General features: G+C 46.9%; 19 protein-coding genes. 14 read left to right on the top strand and 5 right to left on the bottom strand.

Features of this window, described 5'->3' with window-relative positions:
- Nucleotides 1-17: 17 nt before the first annotated feature.
- The 3 genes from MKY85_RS20305 (at nucleotide 18) to MKY85_RS20295 (ending at nucleotide 1,994) form a co-directional block, all read left to right on the top strand.
- A complete protein-coding gene (locus tag MKY85_RS20305; RefSeq protein ID WP_253439101.1) occupies nucleotides 18-1,133 on the top strand; it encodes an aminopeptidase in 1,116 nt (371 codons plus the stop codon).
- Between the two features lie 96 nt (nucleotides 1,134-1,229).
- A complete protein-coding gene (locus tag MKY85_RS20300) occupies nucleotides 1,230-1,475 on the top strand; it encodes an HPr family phosphocarrier protein (RefSeq protein ID WP_036614658.1) in 246 nt (81 codons plus the stop codon).
- Nucleotides 1,476-1,700: 225 nt separating this feature from the next.
- Nucleotides 1,701-1,994: a YlaN family protein gene (locus MKY85_RS20295; RefSeq protein WP_017687426.1), complete on the top strand. Its 294-nt coding sequence runs from the start codon at nucleotides 1,701-1,703 to the stop codon at nucleotides 1,992-1,994.
- A gap of 184 nt (nucleotides 1,995-2,178) precedes the next feature.
- On the opposite strand, the gene cax is transcribed toward MKY85_RS20295, so the two are convergent.
- Nucleotides 2,179-3,249: a calcium/proton exchanger gene (cax, locus tag MKY85_RS20290; RefSeq protein WP_339235714.1), complete on the bottom strand. Its 1,071-nt coding sequence runs from the start codon at nucleotides 3,247-3,249 to the stop codon at nucleotides 2,179-2,181.
- 183 nt (nucleotides 3,250-3,432) lie between these two features.
- On the opposite strand from cax, the gene MKY85_RS20285 reads away from it, so the two are divergent.
- Nucleotides 3,433-3,795 (top strand): Asp23/Gls24 family envelope stress response protein, encoded by a 363-nt coding sequence (locus MKY85_RS20285; protein ID WP_017687428.1) that lies wholly within the window; start codon nucleotides 3,433-3,435, stop codon nucleotides 3,793-3,795.
- A gap of 130 nt (nucleotides 3,796-3,925) precedes the next feature.
- Here the strand turns inward: MKY85_RS20285 and ftsW are convergent, their stop codons facing one another.
- Together ftsW and MKY85_RS20275 are read right to left on the bottom strand one after the other, a co-directional pair.
- Nucleotides 3,926-5,215: a putative lipid II flippase FtsW gene (gene ftsW / locus MKY85_RS20280; RefSeq protein WP_342570628.1), complete on the bottom strand. Its 1,290-nt coding sequence runs from the start codon at nucleotides 5,213-5,215 to the stop codon at nucleotides 3,926-3,928.
- A 13-nt stretch (nucleotides 5,216-5,228) separates the two neighbouring features.
- Nucleotides 5,229-5,576 (bottom strand): YugN family protein, encoded by a 348-nt coding sequence (locus tag MKY85_RS20275; RefSeq protein ID WP_017687430.1) that lies wholly within the window; start codon nucleotides 5,574-5,576, stop codon nucleotides 5,229-5,231.
- Between the two features lie 210 nt (nucleotides 5,577-5,786).
- Here MKY85_RS20275 and MKY85_RS20270 point away from each other — a divergent pair, with 210 nt between their 5' ends.
- The 8 genes from MKY85_RS20270 (at nucleotide 5,787) to MKY85_RS20235 (ending at nucleotide 14,094) form a co-directional block, all read left to right on the top strand.
- Nucleotides 5,787-6,956, top strand: coding sequence for a M20 family metallopeptidase (locus MKY85_RS20270; protein ID WP_339256331.1), 1,170 nt, complete (start codon nucleotides 5,787-5,789; stop codon nucleotides 6,954-6,956).
- Between the two features lie 191 nt (nucleotides 6,957-7,147).
- Nucleotides 7,148-8,842, top strand: coding sequence for a DNA repair helicase XPB (locus tag MKY85_RS20265; protein ID WP_342570627.1), 1,695 nt, complete (start codon nucleotides 7,148-7,150; stop codon nucleotides 8,840-8,842).
- Between the two features lie 36 nt (nucleotides 8,843-8,878).
- On the top strand, nucleotides 8,879-10,600 hold the full coding sequence (locus MKY85_RS20260) for a helicase-associated domain-containing protein (protein WP_342570626.1): 1,722 nt from the start codon (nucleotides 8,879-8,881) through the stop codon (nucleotides 10,598-10,600).
- 152 nt (nucleotides 10,601-10,752) lie between these two features.
- A complete protein-coding gene (locus MKY85_RS20255; RefSeq protein WP_339235702.1) occupies nucleotides 10,753-11,190 on the top strand; it encodes a YlbF family regulator in 438 nt (145 codons plus the stop codon).
- Between the two features lie 30 nt (nucleotides 11,191-11,220).
- Complete coding sequence (locus MKY85_RS20250) at nucleotides 11,221-11,484, top strand: YlbG family protein (protein ID WP_095290540.1); 264 nt, start codon at nucleotides 11,221-11,223, stop codon at nucleotides 11,482-11,484.
- Between the two features lie 165 nt (nucleotides 11,485-11,649).
- Nucleotides 11,650-12,087 carry a hypothetical protein gene (locus MKY85_RS20245; RefSeq protein WP_017687436.1) on the top strand — a complete coding sequence of 146 codons (438 nt, stop codon included), beginning with the start codon at nucleotides 11,650-11,652 and terminating at the stop codon, nucleotides 12,085-12,087.
- A 143-nt stretch (nucleotides 12,088-12,230) separates the two neighbouring features.
- Nucleotides 12,231-13,154, top strand: coding sequence for a selenium metabolism-associated LysR family transcriptional regulator (locus MKY85_RS20240; protein WP_339256325.1), 924 nt, complete (start codon nucleotides 12,231-12,233; stop codon nucleotides 13,152-13,154).
- Nucleotides 13,155-13,224: 70 nt separating this feature from the next.
- Nucleotides 13,225-14,094, top strand: coding sequence for a PHP domain-containing protein (locus tag MKY85_RS20235; RefSeq protein ID WP_342570625.1), 870 nt, complete (start codon nucleotides 13,225-13,227; stop codon nucleotides 14,092-14,094).
- Between the two features lie 140 nt (nucleotides 14,095-14,234).
- Here MKY85_RS20235 and MKY85_RS20230 read toward each other — a convergent pair whose 3' ends face one another.
- Nucleotides 14,235-14,681, bottom strand: a complete 447-nt coding sequence (locus MKY85_RS20230; RefSeq protein WP_342570624.1) for a GNAT family N-acetyltransferase — start codon at nucleotides 14,679-14,681, stop codon at nucleotides 14,235-14,237.
- A gap of 384 nt (nucleotides 14,682-15,065) precedes the next feature.
- The gene (locus MKY85_RS20225; RefSeq protein ID WP_342570623.1) at nucleotides 15,066-16,838 is read right to left on the bottom strand and encodes an NFACT RNA binding domain-containing protein; all 1,773 of its coding nucleotides are present in this window, start codon (nucleotides 16,836-16,838) and stop codon (nucleotides 15,066-15,068) included.
- 355 nt (nucleotides 16,839-17,193) lie between these two features.
- Between MKY85_RS20225 and MKY85_RS20220 the strand changes: the two genes are divergently transcribed.
- Nucleotides 17,194-20,052, top strand: coding sequence for a cation-translocating P-type ATPase (locus tag MKY85_RS20220; protein WP_342570622.1), 2,859 nt, complete (start codon nucleotides 17,194-17,196; stop codon nucleotides 20,050-20,052).
- A 182-nt stretch (nucleotides 20,053-20,234) separates the two neighbouring features.
- Nucleotides 20,235-21,068, top strand: a complete 834-nt coding sequence (gene dapF / locus MKY85_RS20215) for a diaminopimelate epimerase (RefSeq protein ID WP_342573437.1) — start codon at nucleotides 20,235-20,237, stop codon at nucleotides 21,066-21,068.
- The last annotated feature ends 29 nt before the right edge of the window (nucleotides 21,069-21,097 follow it).

The following is a 21,097-nucleotide window of genomic DNA, read 5'->3' as shown; positions in this document are numbered from 1 at the left end:
AGGAGGATTTTACCAAGATGAAAGACCCAAGAATTCAAAAGCTTGCAGCAAGCCTGGTGGGCTATTCTGTAGATGTGCAGCCTGGTGAAAATGTATTGGTTGAGATGATTGGATCAGAACGTGATCTGATTAACGCCATCATTGAAGAGGTAGGCAAAAAAGGTGGTAACGTCTTTGTACAGTTGACTGATAAGACCGTACAGCGTGCTATGCTGAAAAATGCGACCGAAGAAATGATGAAAACATGGGCAGAGATTGATCTGAACCGTATGAAGCAGATGGATTGTTATATCGGTATTCGTGCGGGAGAAAATGTGAATGATCTGTCCGATGTGCCGGAAGAAAAAATGAAAATGTACAATTCATTGTACTCCCACCCGGTACATAGTGAACAACGTGTCAAACATACGAAATGGGTTGTACTTCGTTACCCTAACGCAAGTATGGCGCAACTCGCCAATACGAGTACAGAAGCGTTTGAAGATTTCTACTTCGACGTATGTAACCTGGATTACGCCAAAATGGACAAAGCGCAGGACTCACTCGCTAACCTGATGAAGCGTACAGATAAAGTTCGCATTACCGGACCGGAAACAGATCTGAGCTTCTCCATTAAAGATATCGGTGCAGAGAAATGTTCCGGGCAAAAAAATATTCCGGATGGTGAAGTGTACAGCGCCCCTGTACGTGATTCCGTGAACGGAACGATCAGTTATAACACACCAACGTTGTATAACGGAGTGACATTTGAAAATATCAAGTTCACATTCGAGAATGGGAAAATCATTGAAGCGACAAGCAACGATACTGAGCGTTTGAATGAAATCCTGAATTCGGATGAGGGTGCTCGTCATATCGGTGAGTTCGCAATTGGATTTAACCCGCATATTCTGCATCCGATGAAAGATATTCTGTTCGATGAAAAAATTGCAGGCAGCTTGCACTTTACACCAGGTCAGGCTTACGAAGAAACAGACAATGGCAACCGCTCGTCCATCCACTGGGATCTAGTGTTGATCCAGCGTCCGGATTATGGCGGCGGGGAGATTTATTTTGACGATGTGCTGATTCGTAAAGACGGTATTTTTGTGATTCCTGAGCTGGAATGCCTGAATCCGGACCGTTTGAAATAGGAACAGGATTTTGCTGTTGCTAGGAAAGCGGATTCACGGTATCATGTAGTGGTAATTAATAGATGATACCAATCGTAAAAAGACGGAGGGATTCCTATGTCGAGTAATAACGCAGCTGTAGTGGAAATTGCTCAAACAGCAGGCAAGTTTACTTCTTCAATCGTGCTTCATTCGGAGAACAAGTATATTGATGTAAAAAGTATTCTCGGATTGTTTACAACGCTGATCAGCACGCACAGCTATGAACTGCATGTTCATGGTCCAGATGCAGTTGAAGCAAAAGCAGCCATGTCAGAAGTATTTGCCAAGCATGGGCTGAATGTAAGCATCGCATCTGAGTAATAGCTCTCAAGAAGCACCTTTGCCTTTTTTGGCAGGGGTGTTTTTTGGCATGGAATGATCTGAATACTCATCTGGACGGGACTTGAACAGGAGGATTAAGCTTCAACAGCAGGCTTAACTTTGCGTTCTTATTTTGGTCAGGTTCTTGTATTAGCTCTTCATTTCGTCTAATATTAGAGGTAGAACGTCTTTACGCGATTTTTGGGACATAGGGGGGAAAAATGCATGACTTCATCTGATCTGCAGGACCAGCTGAATTTGAAAGCGATCAGTCTTCTTCAAGAAGATGCAGATAAAATACAGAAGCTTATTGAAGTACAGATGGAGAATCTGGCTACCCGCTACTGCCCTCTCTATGAGGAAGTATTGGATACACAGATGTATGGGTTCTCCAAGGAAGTTGATTTTGCTGTTCGTGCAGGGCTCCTTCCAGAAGGTGCAGGTAAGCAGCTGGTTAGCGCGCTTGAGCGGAATTTGGCAATTCTATATGAAGCCTTGAACAAGAAGAATGAGCAATAGCCTGCAAATGCGCGGGTCAGAATAGAAGGCATGCAGGCGTTTATGCATGCTTTTTTTGTGCGTCTGAACGGGATGGGGATACAAGCCAGCCAGAAGGCGTATACAAGCAAAGAGACAGCTCCAAATGTACATTGGGCTGCCTCTTGTGGCTTGTTTATTTTGATGATGGATGCGTCAGGCCTGGTTACACCAGGAAGAAGGATACGCCGAGTATGATATATACCACGAGCAGGAGTAGGCCTTCGTACCAATTGGTTGAACCATCTTGGGTAATGGACTTGGCAATAAATACGGATACGCCAATGGCAACCAGTTCAATGGTTGTAAATACGATATCCATGGTTCTGCCTGTGAAGTAGCTGACAAAAATCAGTACAGGAGCTACGAAAAGTGCGATCTGCAAACTGCTGCCGACCGCAATCTCGACGGCGGCTCCAATTTTATTTTTCATGGCAAGCATGATGGCTGCACTGTGTTCGGCCGCATTACCGATGATGGCCACCAGGAATGCACCGACAAACAGTTCGCTAAGTCCAAATTCCGAAGTGAAGACTTCAAGCGTGCCGACCAGCCATTCACTGACAAAGGCAACCATGACCGTTGCGAGCACCAGGTAGAGAATAGACTTTTTCTTGGACCATGCCGGAGCATGTTCATGCGGCAGCTCTTCATCGCGATCCTCAGTGACGTCTGCAAGGTAGTTCTTATGCGTCACCATGGAGAATAATAACCAGGCAATATACGCGAGAATGAGCAATCCGGCTACGATGAGACTAAGTGTATTGGTGTCTTTCTGTGTAATGGAATGTGTATTGAGAAAGACTGCCGGAATAAACAGCGCAATGATGGCAACAATCATCAGGGATCCATTCAGACCTGCGAGTGAAACATTATAATTCTGAATTTTGAACTTGAGTCCCCCGGCAAAAATACTTAACCCAAGCACTAACAGCAGATTACCGATGATGGATCCTGTCAGACTTGCTTTGACCATGTCGAACAGTCCCTCTTTAACGAGGAAAATGGCAATAATCAATTCGGCGGCATTGCCGAAGGTCGCATTCAAGAATCCACCCAGCCGCTGTCCGGCGTAGTGGGCAACATTTTCGGTGGCTTTGCCTAAAAAACCGGCCACAAAAATAACCGAAATGGCTGATATCACGAACTGTAGAATCGAATCCCATTTCAAGAAGTGGGCGATGGCACTGAGTGCAAAGAACACAATCAGCAAAATGGATGAAATCCGGTTTCTCACAACAAACACCTCGGTTATAAAATTATTTTGTTTTGAATTGCATGTAAATCGCTTATGAGATTATTTTCATATTTCAATATAACCAAATGGTGGTAGGTTGTAAACGCATCTTTTTGAGTTTAATTTGCTTTTTGGGGTGGAAAGGATTTAAAATACGAGTAACGAAGTGAAGGAGGATGTGGCATGGCAGAACAACTTCAACTGGAGAGCGGAAACATCCGGATTGCCGATGACGTGGTTGCGAAAATTGCCGGAATGGCTGCAATGGAAACGCCCGGAATTGCCGCAATGTCTGGAGGTTTGTCAGAGGGCTGGGCGAAGCGACTCAGCGGTAAAAACGTACAGAAAGGCGTGAGCGTTGAGGTCGGCCAGCTGGAAGCAGCCATTGACCTGCGCATCATCGTCCTGTACGAAACCCCGATTCATGAAGTTTCCCGTATGCTTCAGCAGAACGTAAGAGAAGCGGTAGAGACCATGACCGGATTACGCGTGGTTGAAGTCAATGTAAAGGTAGAAGGCGTATCTTTCAAAGGCGACGATCTGTAGACATCGCAATCCGCAATGGAGAACAGGATACATCAACCTGTTCTTCATCTTGATAGACAGAATTGTCAAACGAGTACACACAAAAAGGCTGCGCATCCATTAGGTGCACAGCCTTTTTTTATGTTGTTTTTTACCGAATCCGTCGAATGGACTCCCGTGAACGAAGAGCAGGAGAGGTACGAGTCTGTGTCTGTACAGTCACGGACTTCGTTTTCTCTTCCTTGATTACGTCCAGATTGTTGGTGCGCGAGATACTGAGCAGAATGCCCATGGCGACCATCATCACAAAGAGTGAGGTACCCCCATAACTGATAAACGGAAGCGTAACCCCCGTCACCGGAATGGTCTGAGTTACACCACCGATGTTGATAAATGCCTGAATCGCGATCAATCCCATAATGCCAATGCCGACCAATGTTCCGAATGGATCGGGACAGCGCAGAGAGACAATAATTCCTCGCCAGATGAAGTACAGGTAAACGAGCAGGAATAATGTACTTCCGATGAACCCGAGTTCTTCACCAATGACGGAGAAAATAAAGTCATTATACGCATTTGGCAAATAGTGCAGTTTCATCGTTCCTTGTCCAATCCCGGAACCTGTCATGCCGCCATCACCAATGGCAACAAGGGAACGGTAGAGGTTAAGACTTCCACCATTAATATCGGATAACGGATTCAGGAAAGCTTGGATACGTCCGATCTTGTAGTTCTGCTCCGCAGTGACTGCTGTTGTAGCGGTCGTCGTGTCGGAGGGAGACATGGAAGAAAATAGGGAATTCGCTCCGAACGCCAGCGCTCCACCGAGTGCAACCAAGAGAATCGAACCCAGAATATGTTTCATACTGGCTCCACCGGCATAGATCAAGAGACCACAAGTGGATACCAGAATGAAGGTGGTACCAAAGTCTGGTTGCAGCATGATCAGCCCTGCGATGAATCCAACGATGAACAAGACGGGAAAATACCCTGTCTTGAAAACTCTGAATTTCTCACCTTTTTTGGTGATCAGAGCAGAGAGATATAGAATGATAGCAATTTTGGCGAATTCCGCAGGCTGAAGACTGAAGCCGAAAATGTGAATCCAGCTTCGTGCACCGTTCAATACTGCGCCTGAGATCAAAACAATCACCAGCATGACCGTAGTGATCAGGAAAAAGGGTGCATAGAGCTTTTTGTACTTGTTAAAGCGGATATTCATGGCAAAGAACATGCCAAATAGACCGATAATCGCCCACACAAGTTGTTTTTTCGTGAAGTAAAGGGCATCATTGTTAAATCTGTCGCTTGCGATTGCAATGCTGGAACTGGAGCTGAATACCATCACCAGTCCAAAGCCCACCAACAATAAAGTGAGGATTAGCAGTTGAAAATCCGGCGTGCCTCTCTTCGTTTTCGTTTGGGCCGTTTGTTGTTTCATCGTTTGGCCCAGCCTATGCTTCCAGCAGTTCTTTAAGCTGCTGTAATTTTTGGGCTGCCAGCTTCACGACTGGTTGGGGAACGGAAGAGTCATAGTCCAGGCCGTGAGGGAAGGTGGCTTTGCCAAGGTACACTGCTTCAACAGCAAGAACGGTATCCGGTTTTTCCAATTTGCCTTCCACGGCGCGGGTATTAATGCGTACAAAGTATTCTGAGTTGGTTTGTTCATCTTCAATTTTGTAGTCGTATGTAGCACGGTAATATTCCCATTGCCACCGGACAAATCCGACTTTCTCGGCGCTCTCATCCAGGTATGCCAAGTCGCTCTTCAAGCCATCCAAGCCTGTATTCTCAAAAATCATAAGCGTTTGATCCTCCTCATAAGCTTCCGAGTATAATTTCTCGAGTATTTCTCTAGTTCATGATAGTATGTTTCCCCTTCCCGTGCAAGCTTTCCAAGGGCGTTTCGTATCGGTTTTCTTCCAATTCTGCTACAATATACAGCAATAGGTTCGAAGAGGCAGGTTCGGGCTTGATATAAGTCCCGTTCAAGATTGAAAGGATGGAGAGACATGACTAATAATATATGGTGGGAAGATCTGCAGATCCACATGGTGGAATGGCGGCGTCACCTTCATCGCAATCCAGAGGTTTCCTTTCATGAGGAGAAGACATCTTCTTTTGTAGCGGATATGTTGGAGAGCTTTGGCGTTGAAGTAAGGCGTCATGTTGGTGGTCACGGGGTCATTGGTACAATCCGTGGCGACAAGCCGGGTCCTGTCGTCATGCTGCGAGCTGATATGGACGCACTGCCGATTCAGGATGAAAAGAATATCGAGTATGCTTCACAACAAGCAGGAGCAATGCATGCATGCGGCCACGATGGTCATATCTCCATCTTGCTCGGTACGGCATTGTATTTCAGCCGTCACAAGCAGGAGATTCGAGGCGAGATTCGCTTTTTATTCCAACCAGCAGAAGAACTTCTTCCAGGCGGTGCAGTCCAGGTTATTGCGGATGGTGCGCTTGAAGGTGTAGATGTCATATACGGAATTCATCTGTGGACCCCGCTCCCTGTAGGTGTGGTTGCCAGTAAAGCAGGACCGATGATGGCGGCGGCGGACGATTTTTACATTGAGATCAAAGGCAAAGGTGGACACGGCGGGATGCCGCAATCCACAATAGATAGTCTTATCGCCGGTTCTGCGCTTGTGATGCAGCTTCAGACGGTTGTCAGCCGTTCGGTGGATCCCTTACAACCGGCGGTGCTGACCATTGGCACAATGCAGGCGGGATCTGCTCAGAATGTAATTGCAGAGCAATGTAAAATGAGCGGTACAGTTAGAACGTTTGATGAAGAGACCCGAAACGTGATGAAAGAGCGTGTGCTTACCATGGTAGACCAGACAGGGACAGCCTATGGAGCAGAGACGCAAGTGAAATATATTATGGGATATCCACCTGTGGTGAACGATGAACAGGAGACAGCACGTTTCTTCAGGGAAGCTACAGAGTTATTTGGGGCAGAACGAGTACAAGCCTCCCCGATGCTGATGCCAGCGGAAGATTTTGCGTATTATCTGCAGAAGGTTCCAGGGTGCTTTATGTTTGTTGGAGCAGGCAACCCGGATAAAAATGCGATCTATCCGCATCATCATCCGATGTTTGATTTTGACGAAGATGCGATGCAGACGGCGGTGAGATTATTTATCGCCATGGCTAAGGGTTACACAGCCGAATGACTTTAGATGCGGTTGGGCATCCTGTTCATACCGAGGTATGGGCAGGGTGTTTTTTTTATGGATTTTTTTAGAGGTTGTTCAATAAGTCCACTTTTCGGTACTTAAATAAGACTTGTTGAACTCGCAATTATACAGGTTCATTTTCGGAAGCAGCCGGAACTGGACTTTTTTGTGATAGGAGGAAGGCGCGAATGGATGGAACAGAACATATGGATAGAACGGATGCTTGCATTGTTCAGCGAGATTTTACGGTTTTGCTGGAAGTCGGCCACCCCGGATTCGAAAGGGCAAGAGAGCAGCTTGGGATGTATGCTGAACTGGTCAAGACACCCGCAGCATTTCATACCTACCGAATCACTCCGCTGTCGCTCTGGAATGCAGCTGCGCTCGGATGGAATTCAGATCAGGTCATTGCAAGTCTGGAGCTGGTATCGCGTTGGAACGTGCCTGCTGCACTGATACAGGATGTTCGTAGAATTATGGATCAGTATGGCAAATTAAAGCTGCATTCCGAAGCAGATCACACCAGAATGCGCCTTTACAGTGAGGATGAACGGTTGCTCGATGAATTAAGTGGATTGAAAACGATAGCTGCCTTTCGTATGGAACGTAAGGACGCTCATCAACTTATGCTCTCGGGAGAACAGCGAGGGTTATTAAAAAGGGAATTAACACGACTGGGTTACCCCGTACTTGATTACGTGGGGTATCGGAAGGGAACCGAGCTTTCATTTGAATGGCGAACCAATGATTCAGGGGCTCACTCTGAGCGATTTGCACTGCGTTCTTACCAGAAAGAGGCTGTGGACGCATTCGAAGGCAGTGAGGGCATGGGAGGAAGCGGGCTACTTGTACTTCCTTGTGGGGCAGGCAAAACGGTCATTGGCATGGCCGTGCTGGAGCGGCTTCAATGTGAATGCCTTATTTTGACGTCCAATACAACGTCTGTGCGACAGTGGATTCAGGAAATTCAAGACAAAACCACGATCACCAGCGAACAGATTGGTGAGTATTCAGGTCAGAAAAAACAGGTGAAACCTGTGACTGTAGCTACATATCAGATTCTTACACACCGGAAATCAAAAGATGCTGATTTTACCCATATCAAACTGCTCAGTGAGCGGCAATGGGGGCTGATCATATATGATGAAGTACACTTGCTTCCAGCACCGGTGTTTCGTGCAACTGCGGATATTCAAGCTACGCGAAGGCTGGGATTAACAGCCACGTTGGTTCGAGAGGATGGCTGTGAACAGGATGTATTTTCGTTAATTGGTCCTAAGCTCTATGACATGCCGTGGAAACAACTGGAGCAGCAAGGCTGGATTGCTGATGTGCAATGCCAGGAGATACGTATCCCATTCTCCCCGGAATTAAGATCGAATTATCTGCAAGCCGAGGTTAAGCATCAATTTCGATTGGCTGCAGAGAATCCGGCGAAGGTACGTGTGGTGAAGCGTTTGCTGGAACGTCATCAGGATTTGCCTGCACTAGTAATTGGACAATATCTGGACCAACTAGAGTTGATTGCCCGGGAAATTGAAGCACCTTTAATCTCCGGAACCATGTCACAGCAGGAGCGAATCAAATGGTTTGGCGCTTTTCGACGTGGAGAGATTAAAACGATTGTTGTATCCAAGGTTGCCAATTTTGCTGTAGATCTGCCCGATGCTGCTGTTGCGCTTGAAATATCCGGGAGTTTCGGTTCAAGGCAGGAAGAGGCACAGCGGTTGGGACGAATTCTGAGACCGAAAGCGGGGGAAAATAAAGCATATTTCTATGCGCTGGTATCGGAGGATAGTAAGGAACAGGAGTTTGCATTAAACCGTCAGATGTTCTTGGTGGAGCAGGGATATGAATATGCTATCGTTCATGAGAACGAATAGTCCATTTATACTCGCGAAAAGAGGAGGGATTGGGAAATGTCTTCATCTGGACCAACAAATGAACCTGTGGTACTGAACCTTGATTCATGGCCAAAGCTTACTTGGGTGGAACAAAAAGTGCTTGGTGCAATTTTTCACAAACATGCTGGTCAGCCTTTTTCCTCCCTCATGCCGCGAGAACAATGGGCCATCGAAGGACTAAGTGTCGCAGAAGCCAATTCTTCCTTCGCCCACCTTCGGCAGCAAAAATGGATCGAATCTGTGCATAAGAGTTGGGGGGAGCGACTATTCTATATTCCTGCTTCACTGATGGAGACATTGACTATTGCTTATGCGCAAAGAGTGGGCATAACCGTCAAACAGGATATAAATCTTGCTCATGTAATACAGGAGGGAAAGTCGGATGTTGCTGGAGAGTTACTTCATCTGATTGCTTGGATGGGAAGAGAAGGACTTCCTTTGACAGGTAAAGGCACTATACATAAGAAAAGTGTTCAAAAATTAAGTATGATCACGGTGTTATCTTCGACAGACTTTGATGGTTTGGGTATCCGATATGAACATTCGGAGTTGTATCCGACCCACGTTGCCATTCTTCTTGATCTACTTCTTAGTCTGAATCTGGTTCAGAAGTCAGATGGGCGAATCCAGATTCAAGATCATCAATTAAAAAAATGGTTGGGGCTATCGTGGACACAGATGCATCGGGAAATATATCAAGCGTGTATGGAAAGATACGGAGAAGTTGAACCCGCGTTACAGCATTTTCGTTATCAATTGGCAGTGCTTGTTCCAGAAAAGAACATATGGTGCCGTATAGCGAATTCTGAGCTGAAACCACGAATTATGGGCTGGCTCTATGCCCTTGCTGGGTGGGGTTATGGTGAAGTTGGAGAGGATCAGTCGGGAGATCTGGCATTTCGTTGGCTGATCGACCCGCAGAGCCTTTTATATCGAGAACGAGAGATGGTAAGTGAGACGGAACCGAGTGGATTTTACATGCAGCCTGATTTCGAAATGTTGGTGCCACCGGAAGCAAGGCCTGATGTGATCTGGATGCTGGAGCAATGCGCAGAACGGGTAACTCGTGACCGGATGTCCATCTATCGCATGACAAGAGAACGATTCGTTTGGGCCTTAGCCAAAGGGCGTGGATTACGTGAAATGATGGAGTTTCTGGATCAATATGCCCTGACAGGCATACCGGAGAATGTACGTATTGCGTTGGAAGGGTGGGGAAGGGAGACGGTTGCTGCACTGTTGACTGTAGAACGGAAGATGGAGGCAACGGAGGCAAGTACAGGTACCGAAGCGCCTTCGAAATTATTAGAAGAAGATGTGTTGACCGATGTATGTGCTTCTACTTTCTACACACCCGATAATCAAGGTCTGGTTAATGTCCCTGAAATTCTGCATGGGTTGGAGCGTGATCATTCTGTCATTGAGAAGAAGTTCTCTCTGCTCGGATTAGAGGAGATACCGGAGACCTGGTACAAGGAGTGGCGTCGATATCATAGTTCAACCGCACGACAGATTGCTGCCAAAGCCATTGAGTGGCAGACCAAGCTGGGGATACAGCAGGAAAATTGTACGCGATACCTCATTCCACACCAGGTAGAGGGCCATGAACAATGGACTTTAAGTGGTTGGTACATGCTGGATTCAAATGAACATACATCAGAGACGGAATGGCGTACATTCTCCCCGTCGGAGTGGGATACAATGCGTCTTATCCTGCCCGATGGAGTTACAACCTGACTGTTTTTCGTGAATATCAGGTTGAAAGGCGAATTTTAAAGCTCTCGCTATTTCTAATTGCAGGAAAAACTCTTCTTAACTATTCATGGATATGCTATGATGGGGTAGTCTACGTTAAGTAGAACTTTATATATAGATAGGATGAATATTTCATGAGCGTAGCGGAAATGAACACGGTCGATATGGCCCAAGTGTTAACGGGCGCATATGAACTGGGCGACATGATTAACCAATCTGCCGAAGTATCGGATTATTTATATTGGAAGCAGCAAGTCGAGACTTCCCCTGAGATTCAGATGGGGATTCGGAAGCTGAATGCCAAGAAGGAATTGTTTGAAGAAACACAGCGTTTCGGTCATTTTCACCCGGATTATCATGCAGCGAAAGACCAGGTGAAGGCTCTGGAACAGGAGTTGGAAAATTTCGAGGCGGTGGTCCGCTTCAAACAGGCAGAGAAGTCCCTGGATGATATGTTATTCCAGATGTCAGAGACCATTGCATTCGCAGTGTCAACGACCATTAAGGTACCGAGCAATGATCCGAATCCGAAGGGCGGCTGCGGTAGTGGCGGCAAGTGTGGTTGCAGTTAAGTAATCATTATAGAAGGGCGGGGAACGATGATGTTTGCGGAAAGGACAGGATTCATTATTTGGGTCAGTGATTTGAAGGCTGCCCGTAATCTCGAAAAATATGGCACCGTGCATTATATCTCCCGCCGTATGCATTATGTGGTCATGTATGTTAATGCAGAACGGGCAGAAGATACGATGAAAAACGTGAAGCGACTTTCCTATGTGCGCAAGATCGAACGATCGTATCGTAATGAGATCAAAACTGAGTATGCCAGCAAAACCATGGACAAAACGAGCTTTTACGGAATATAGACGAGAAACTGGAGGGGCCCCTTGGGGTCGCTCTTTTCTTAAATTATGCACAAATGAACTTTAGTGAAAAAAAGTTACACTTACGCCTTGAGGTTGCGGGACTAATGTTGTAATATATTTGGTAATAAATAGATAGAAAGTCCTATCTGGTGGAGAGTGATTCCCATGCGTGATAAGGTGATGCAACGTTGGAGCACCTACGAGCCGTTTTTCGTGGCTCTTGGAGACAAGAAAGTGGCCGACATCGTCATTACCCATCATGCCAAGATGCGGTATGCAGACCGTATTGAGCCTGCACGTAGTGATGATGACCATATTGCGGCGTGGTTATGGGAGTGTCTGAAGCAGGACCGTATAACACCATACTACCGTAATGAACAGGACGTCTACCTGATTGATGAGGATCTGGTGGTGGTCGCCGAATTTTCCGAACTTGAAGGGGAATATGATATTGCGGGCAACCCCTTGCACAAAATGATCGTAGTTACGTTTCTGGGACGAATGTCGGAGACCATTGAATTAAGGGACCTGAAGTCATACTATTCATGGTTAAGACACTCAAGAAGAATGACGTTGGTCAAAAATAGCCGTAAGCATAAGTAAGTTGATTAGATTCAATATGAGATTCAATATGTTGAAATCATAGATTCAAGTCGTATCGCATGCAGACAAGCTGCATGCTTTTTTTGTTGCCAAGCGGGAAATCGGCTACAATATAGAGAGTGTAATCGAAGAGGGGCGAAGATATGAATTTTCACCAATTGCATATTTTTTATACGGTAGCAGAGAAAGGAAGCTTCTCGGCTGCTGCACAAGCATTACATATGACTCAACCGGCAGTGACGATGCAGATTCAATCATTGGAGGACTATTTCGGGACCAAGTTATTGCATCGTTCCACCAAAAAAATAGAATTATCCGAGGCGGGTCGGACATTATTACCTCATGCCAAACGAAGTGTAGAACTGGTTAGACAGACGGATGAAGCGATGTCAGCGTTTACCCAAATGTTACAGGGCCGACTCCAGCTTGGAGCTAGTTTAACGATCGGGGAATATGTACTTCCACGCATGCTCGGACCTTTTGCACTTCAATATCCGGATATTTCAATCGTCATGAAAGTGATGAATACAACGCAAATTATGGATGATATCTTAAAGCACCAGCTTAATTTTGGTCTGATTGAAGCGCCAGTACACCATCCGGACATGATTGTAGAGCCTGTCATGCAGGACGAGCTGAAACTGATTGTACCTGCCGGGCATGATCTGGCTAAGCGTAGCAAAGTGAATATTGAGGATGTCATGAATTATCCCTTTGTGCTGCGTGAGAAGGGCTCAGGTACTCGTCAGGTGATGGAAGACCAATTGCAAAAGAAAAAGATTGATCCACAGGAAATGAATGTTGTGATGGAACTTGGCAGTACAGGAGCGGTAAAATCAGCCGTGGAGGCAGGGGTAGGCATTACGATGTTATCTCCTTCTTCCGTGCAGCATGAACTGGCTCTGGGACTTGTTCATATTGTGGATATCCGAGGACTCGAATTCAAACGGCAATTCTATGCCATCCATCTAAAATCGTCCTTGTTGCCCCTGTCGGCAGTGGCTTTCCTGAATTATCTGCGCCAACAGGAGCAACCTGAGCCGGAGTCCAAGACGGGGAAGGCATAATCGTTCGCACCATTAATGATAGATAAGATGTAATCACAAACCACTTTTGGAAAGAAAGGAGTTGTTGTACATGAATCAAAGCAAAGGACGCTGTGATCTGCATACCCATAGTCAGGCATCGGATGGAATGCAGCCACCTGCTGATAATGTGAAGCTTGCGAAACAAAAAGGGCTATCGGCGGTTGCCCTGACAGACCATGATACAGTTGCTGGTGTAGCGGAAGCACAGCAAGCGGGAAAAGAGTACGATATTGATGTTGTTGCCGGAGTGGAGATCAGCACTCGGGCTGGCGGAAAAGATATTCATGTGCTCGGATATTATGTGAATACGGAGGATGAGCCATTCCTGCAACGGTTGCGCGGATTACGAGAAGCGCGAGATGAGCGGAATCATCTCATTATCGCGAAGCTTCAGGAACTTGGGCTTGATATCAGCTGGCAGGAAGTACTGGATGAGCTGGGACGGCCACTAGAGCCTGACGAGAGTATCGGCAGACCTCATATGGCTGATGTGCTGGTGAAGAAGGGATATGCGGTTGACTTGCGGGATGCATTCGATCGATACCTTGCTGAAGGCAAGCCTGGCTTCGTATCTGTACCCCGCGTTGCGCCGAAGGATGCGTGCGAATGGATCAGAGCCGCAGGTGGAGCCGCCGTGATTGCCCATCCGGGCCTCTATGAAGATGATGAATTGGTACGGCGTATCATTGAGGATTGCCGTCCAGATGGACTCGAAGTGTTTCACTCAGACCATGAACCGGAAGATGAGCGCAGATACGCCGAGATGGCTAAGGGTTATGGGTTAATCGAGACTGGCGGATCCGATTATCATGGGGAACGGCAAGGTGTCGTTTTCCACGGGGATCTGGGTAGCAAGACCGTAACGGTTGATGTGTTGGAAAGGCTGAAGGCAGCTGCTTCCCGGCAAAGGGGAGTATAATTTAGACAGGTTAACACTTTATTTGGCTTTGAGGGTTTTCTGCTTATTGAGTACATTTTAATATTGTAGAAGTAAAGGACATGGATCATGCTAGGCATAAACCTGCATGTATTCATGTCCTTTTTTGTGTCAAAAAGAGTTTATGTAATCGAATAGTTGACCCAAGCGCCGCGTGTAGCCCCAAGACGCTCGAATAATTGCTGTGCTCGCTCATTGGTCACTGCTGTGATCCAAGACATATATGCACATCCATGGTCACGTGTATATTGCTGACAGTATGCAAATAATTTGGCTTCTGCTTCGCCTTCTCTGAATGTTTCCGTAACAAATAGGTCATTCATGATGGCGACACGCTCTGCTTTCATTGTGCTGTAAGTGAAGAACAGGGTGGCAAATCCGATAAGCTTCCCGTTCTCTTCTGCCACGAATTGAGCACCGATCTGCTGATTAAGCAGGTTATTAATCAAAAGCTGGATGGATTGATCACCGGGCCAGGGATTATTGTAGAACCCCACCACATAGTCATGCATTAATGCCATCAAGGGTTTCAGATCATCAGGTTGAGTTTCTCGAATATGTATGGTCATGGTACACTTCCTTAACAGTAGTTTTATTCGTGAGAATTGAATTATTATACATTTTAAAGAATTAATATTCAACAAAAACGATAGATAAAGATGAAATTCACATTAGTATTGAAACAATTTTGATGCATCCACAAAAATCCCCTGAACCGTTATGGTCAGGGGATTCTGTTTTTTTTACTGTTACATTTCTATATAAGTGGAACTAATCATTTACACGATAACGGAGAGGACAGAAAAAACCTGAAAAAGCGAAGCGTTCGCCTTTATCCCCGGATTTTCCCCTTTGAAAAAGGGAATCGAAAAATCTGGGGATAACAGCGATTGGAAGGTTGTTCTGTCATCGTAGTGTTAGTGTAAATAATCTTTAGTTCAACTTATATAGCCTTATCCATTTTTAATCGTGGACGGCAAGCTCTTGATCAATTCATCATTTGGCGTGACAAACAAGGTCTTTTGATGATCATAGATGACAAAACCAGGCTTCGCACCACTTGGTTTGCGTACATGACGGATAAACGTATAATCCACAGGCACACTGCTGGACTCCTTGGCTTGGCTGAAGTAGGCAGCAAGCTGTGCTGCTTCTTCCAATGTAGCTTCACCAAAGTCCGTACTGCGAATAACGACATGTGAACCTGGAATGTCTTTGGTATGCAGCCAGGTGTCGTTGGAAGAAGCGAGGCGATTCGTCACGTACTCGTTCTGCAGGTTGTTTTTGCCCACAAGAATATCAATTCCCTCTGAGGAGGTAAACTGGTGTACGGTCGGACGATCACTTTTCTTTTTCTTTTTACCCTTTTTATTACGGTCACGAAGGTATCCTTGCTGCACAAGCTCGTCTCGTATTTCCTCAATGTCGTTCATCGATGCAATGGATAGCTGCTGTAACAGGTTATCCAGATAGTCAATTTCGTCTTTGGTTTTGCCAAGCTGCTCATGAATGACAGCCAGACTGTTTTTGTATTTGTTATACCGCTTGAAATAACGTTGTGCGTTGTCAGACGGTGTGAGCAGCGGATCAAGCTGAATGGTAATGTTGGCTTGGTCTTCGTCGTAGAAGTTCACAAGCTCCACGCTCTTGTCCCCTTTGTGGACCTGATGCAGGGAGGCAAACAGCAACTCACCCCATAGTCTGAACTTGTCCGCATCGTCTGCTTCCAGCAGATCCTTGTTCAGGTTGTCCAGCTTTTTGATATTCTTGCTTCGCTCATTTTGCAGAAAACGGAGCAGATCACTTACTCGCTGTTTAACCGTATCCCGTTCAGCCTTGTCTCCATAATAATCTTCCATGCACTTGCTCATCGTGTCATACGTTTTCTCCAAATCCTGAATGCTCTCAAGATGAACGGCGGAGAAAATCATTTTGCCTTTGGCATTCATTCCGGTTACAGGCGTGTAGAGATGATCTCTGACAGGACCCATCACGGCTTCAAAAGCGTTCCAGAGCGCATCAATCTCAACTCGGCTCTCACCCTCAACCACAGCCTGAGTGTTCCCTTTGCCTTCAGCAGCAATCCCACGGGCAGCAATCTCGCCAGCAATTAACGGGCTAAGACCGCTAAAGGAGTTCACAAGCCAGCGTGATGCCTCTTCTTCAACGGCTTGATAGCTGTCCTCGAATGCTGTACGGCTCACTTCGAGCGGATTACTCTTATGTTGCTCAGGTGGGGCAGTATACGCGAATCCTGGCATGATTACCCGGTAGCTGCTGATGGACGGAGTCACATGATGAATGCCATCCAGAATCGTTCCTGTAACGGGATCAAGCAAAATAATGTTACTGTGACGTCCCATCAATTCAATGATGATCCGTTTAACCGAAACATCCCCCAATTCGTCGCGTTGGCGCACATCGATGTGGATGATACGTTCCATGCCAATCTGACGGATCTCCTCAATGATTGCACCTTCACAGTGCTTGCGGAGCAGCATGCAGAACATGGGTGCTTCCGTAGGATTAAGGAATGTTTTTTCCGTAAAATGCACACGGGGATATGTTGGGCTTGCCGAAACAAGCAATTTACTATTACCGCGCTGAGCTCGCAGTGTGAGAACTACGTCATGACCATTCGGCTGATGGATTTTGCTGATACGTCCACCAATGCAGCCTTGCAATTCATGAACAATGGCCCGTGTTACGATGCCGTCCAATGCCATTTTTTCCACTTCCTCTCTCTATCGAGCACCTGCATTTGTCATGCGCAATGCTTCATCTATATAACTGAAACGTGCAACCAGATATGTAAAAAACAAGGACCGGATGCAGATTCTTCGTTGCTTACCTGTTGAACACTGAACATGGTACTGCGCAGAACATCGCAGACCTTTATTTTAGCCTATTCTGTCCATCAGGGAAAGGATTCACCTTCCGGGTGCTAATCACAGACCTGTCCGAATACATATAGAGCAGGTAGTTTGTCCGGCATTGTGTACAGCCTGTCGACCAGCACGCCGGTGAAGCATGTGAGCTTATTTAGCAGATGAAATACAGACTGGGAGGGAAACATGAAGCATGGAACATACCAAGTGGCATCAACTTAGTGATGAAGAGCTTCGTAACACTCTTGGCGTCAGCCCGCAGGAAGGATTGACGGATGAAGCTGTAGCAGAGAAGAGGAAAGTGGTCGGTTCGAATGAGCTGAGCGAGGGGAAACGTATATCTCCGATTACATTGCTCTTGAATCAGTTCAAGGATTTTATGGTGCTGGTGTTGATGGGAGCAACGTTGGTATCCGGATTGCTGGGTGAGTATCTGGATGCGGTAACGATTGTGGCCATTATCGTACTGAATGCCATTCTGGGGTTTGTACAGGAATTCCGAGCTGAACGATCACTTCGTGCATTAAAACAGTTGTCTGCACCTCTCGCCAAAGTGCTTCGTTCAGGCCAGGAAGTACACCTTGCAGCCAAACAACTTGTCCCTGGGGATATCGTCATGGTAGAGAGTGGGGACCGCATTCCTGCTGATGTGCGCTGGCTGCAAACGAACAGCCTGGATGTGGAGGAGTCTGCTCTTACCGGGGAATCGGTTCCCGTAAGCAAACATTGCCTTCCGATTGCCGATGAGGACGTTCCGCTTGGTGATCAGAAGAATATTGGTTTTATGGGCACCATGGTCACTCGTGGTACGGCCAAAGGTGTGGTTATCCGTACAGGCATGGAGACGGAGATGGGCAAAATCGCCGATCTGATCCAGAATACGGAGGAGCAGGAAACACCCTTACAGCACAGGTTGGAACAACTGGGCAAAATTCTGATTTTTGTCGCATTGGGATTAACCATTATGGTTGTCGTCGCAGGCATATTGCACGGACAACCAGCCGTTGGCATGTTCCTGGCAGGGGTCAGCCTCGCGGTGGCTGCCATACCGGAGGGTCTGCCGGCCATTGTAACCATTGCACTCGCACTAGGCGTGCAGCGTATGATCAAACGTAAAGCCATTGTTCGCAAACTGCCTTCTGTCGAAACCCTTGGCTGTGCATCCGTAATCTGTTCGGACAAGACAGGCACGCTCACCCAGAACAAGATGACGGTAACGGATGTATGGCTGGAGGGACGCAGCATCAAGGTTACCGGGGATGGTTATGCACCTGAAGGGCAGATGCTGGAGAATGGCCGAACGGTGGAACTGAAGAGTGACCAGTCGCTACGCAGAATGCTTCAGATTAGTGCGCTATGCAACAATGCAAGTATTGTGGAGACCATTGCAAACGAGTCTGGAAGCAAGAAAAAGGGCAGGGATAACAAAAAGGACGGCAAGAAAAATACCAAAAAAGATGATTTCCAAGAAGAAACGGTTAAGCGAGAAAATGTATTTTGGGAGTTGAAGGGAGATCCGACGGAGGGGGCGCTCGTCACACTGTCCTCCAAAATGGGGCTTACCCCTGCTGGGCTCAAAGAGCTGTATGCCCGGGAGCAGGAGTTCCCGTTTGATTCGGAGCGCAAACGCATGTCGGTCCTGGTTCATCATCAGGGAGGTCGAATGATCTACACCAAAGGTGCACCGGATGTGTTGATCGGACACTGCAGTTATATTTTGTGGGAAGGTAAGGTCGTACCTTTCACTGGAACGCTGCGGCAGAAAGTGATGGCAGCCAATGAGAGCATGGCCGGGGCGGCACTACGTGTCCTCGGAATGGCTTATCGTGAAGTGCGGCCGGAAGAAAAAGTGGCCGATGAACACGCCGCCGAGAGTCAGCTTATATTCGTAGGACTTACAGGCATGATTGATCCACCGCGTCGTGAAGTGCGCGATGCAATTGCAACATGCCGCAAGGCGGGGATACGAACTGTCATGATCACAGGTGATCATGGTACAACGGCAGAAGCCATTGCTCATCAACTCGGGATTCTTCCACGCGGCGGTGCTTCTCTAAGTGGTCAGCAGCTGGCAGGCATGACGGATGAGCAGCTGGATAAACAGGTAGAGGGTATCTATGTATTCTCAAGAGTGTCTCCTGAACATAAGCTTCGCATCGTGAAATCTTTGCAGCGCAAAGGACATGTCGTTGCCATGACGGGGGATGGGGTGAACGACGCTCCGGCGATTAAAGCGGCTGACATTGGGATCGCGATGGGCATTACAGGAACGGATGTCACGAAGGAAGCTTCGGCGCTTATTCTGAGTGATGATAACTTCTCGACGATTGTTGCTGCCATAGAAGAAGGTCGTAACATTTATGAGAACATTCGTAAGTTTATCCGTTATTTGCTGGCATCGAACGTGGGTGAGATTCTAACCATGTTCTTTGCGATGATGATGGGCTTGCCACTGCCGCTTGTACCTATTCAGATTCTATGGGTTAACCTGGTGACGGATGGTTTGCCTGCAATGGCGCTCGGGGTAGATCAGCCGGAAAAAGATCTGATGGAACACAAACCCCGTGGTGCCAAAGAAAACATTTTTGCCCGTAGACTGGGTTGGAAAATTGTCAGCCGGGGTGTATTGATTGGACTATGTACACTCGGAGCGTTCTGGCTTACCCTTCAGGCTGCGCCGGATAACCCGGGTCAATTGATTAAAGCACAGTCTGTGGCTTTCGCTACACTCGTATTGGCGCAGCTCATTCATGTCTTTGATTGCCGCAGTTCGCGCTCCATCTTCCATCGAAATCCACTGCAAAACAAATATCTCGTTCTTGCCGTGATTTCATCGGTTGTACTGATGCTGGTTGTCATGTACGTTGAACCGCTGCAGCCGATCTTCAAAACCGTACCGCTAGGTTTGCGTGAATGGGCAATTTGTATCGTTGCTGCTGGCATTCCAACGTTCCTTATGGGCGCGGGCAGCGTGTGGGGTGGTCGTCGTAACCGCCGCCGTATGGGTGGTTCTGGACGCTTCGTACCGAAAAGTACAAAGTTTTCAGCATAAAATCAATACCTTTTCCTTACCCATTTCGTTATGCTATCCTCAAAATGATTCAAAGCGGCGGCTTTGGCATTTTGCAGGATAGCTTTTTTGTGTAAACGTTGAATATGAATTTCTATGGTAATCCTGTAGAAGAGCAAGAATATAGCTTTGGCAGCAGACTGCCAAAAGGAGTGGGCAAGATGATGGAATTTACGAAAATGCATGGACTTGGTAACGATTTTATCGTTGTATTTGGTGAAAAGGAGCTTCCGGCAGATGCTGCAGAATTGACTGTAAAATGGTGCAACCGTTTCTTCGGCATTGGTGCGGACGGCCTGGTCTATATACTGCCTTCGGAAAAGGCGGACTTTCAGATGCGCATCATGAACTCGGACGGATCGGAAGCAGAACAGTGCGGTAATGCCATTCGCTGTGTATCCAAATATGTATACGATCATGGTCATGTTAACCAGGAGCAGATCACCATTGAAACGATTGGTGCAGGGGTACAGCCTGTGAGTCTCAACATTCGTGATGGTAAAGTGGAAACGGTTCGCGTGGATATGGGTGAGCCAATCCTGAACGGTCTTCAAGTGCCTACAACAGTGGATGCCAATCCCGTGGTTGATCACTACATTGAAGCGAACGGACATGCGTTCAAATTCACTGCCGTATCCATGGGTAACCCGCATGCCGTTATCTATGTTGATGATGCTGTTAATTTTGATCTCACGACGTGGGGCCCGCTTCTTGAAGTACATCCCATGTTCCCGAAAAAAATCAATGTGGAATTCGCAACAGTTCGTGACCGTGGATATGTGGACATGCGTGTATGGGAACGCGGAGCAGGTCCAACACTTGCTTGTGGAACCGGGGCTTGTGCAACACTGGTATCCTCTGTCCTGAATGGACATACAGATCGTACAGCAGTCATCAGCCTCAAGGGTGGGGATCTCCACATTGAGTGGAATGAAGCTGACAATCATGTGTACATGACTGGACCGGCTGAAGTTGTTTTTAAGGGAATCACTTCATAAATAAGAGAACGGTGTAACCCAAGAGGCCT

It is taken from the genome of Paenibacillus sp. FSL R5-0749 (genome assembly GCF_038595085.1).
GTDB lineage: Bacteria > Bacillota > Bacilli > Paenibacillales > Paenibacillaceae > Paenibacillus.
Note: the sequence above shows the minus strand (reverse complement) of the source record. Positions and strands in the feature narration are given on the sequence as shown.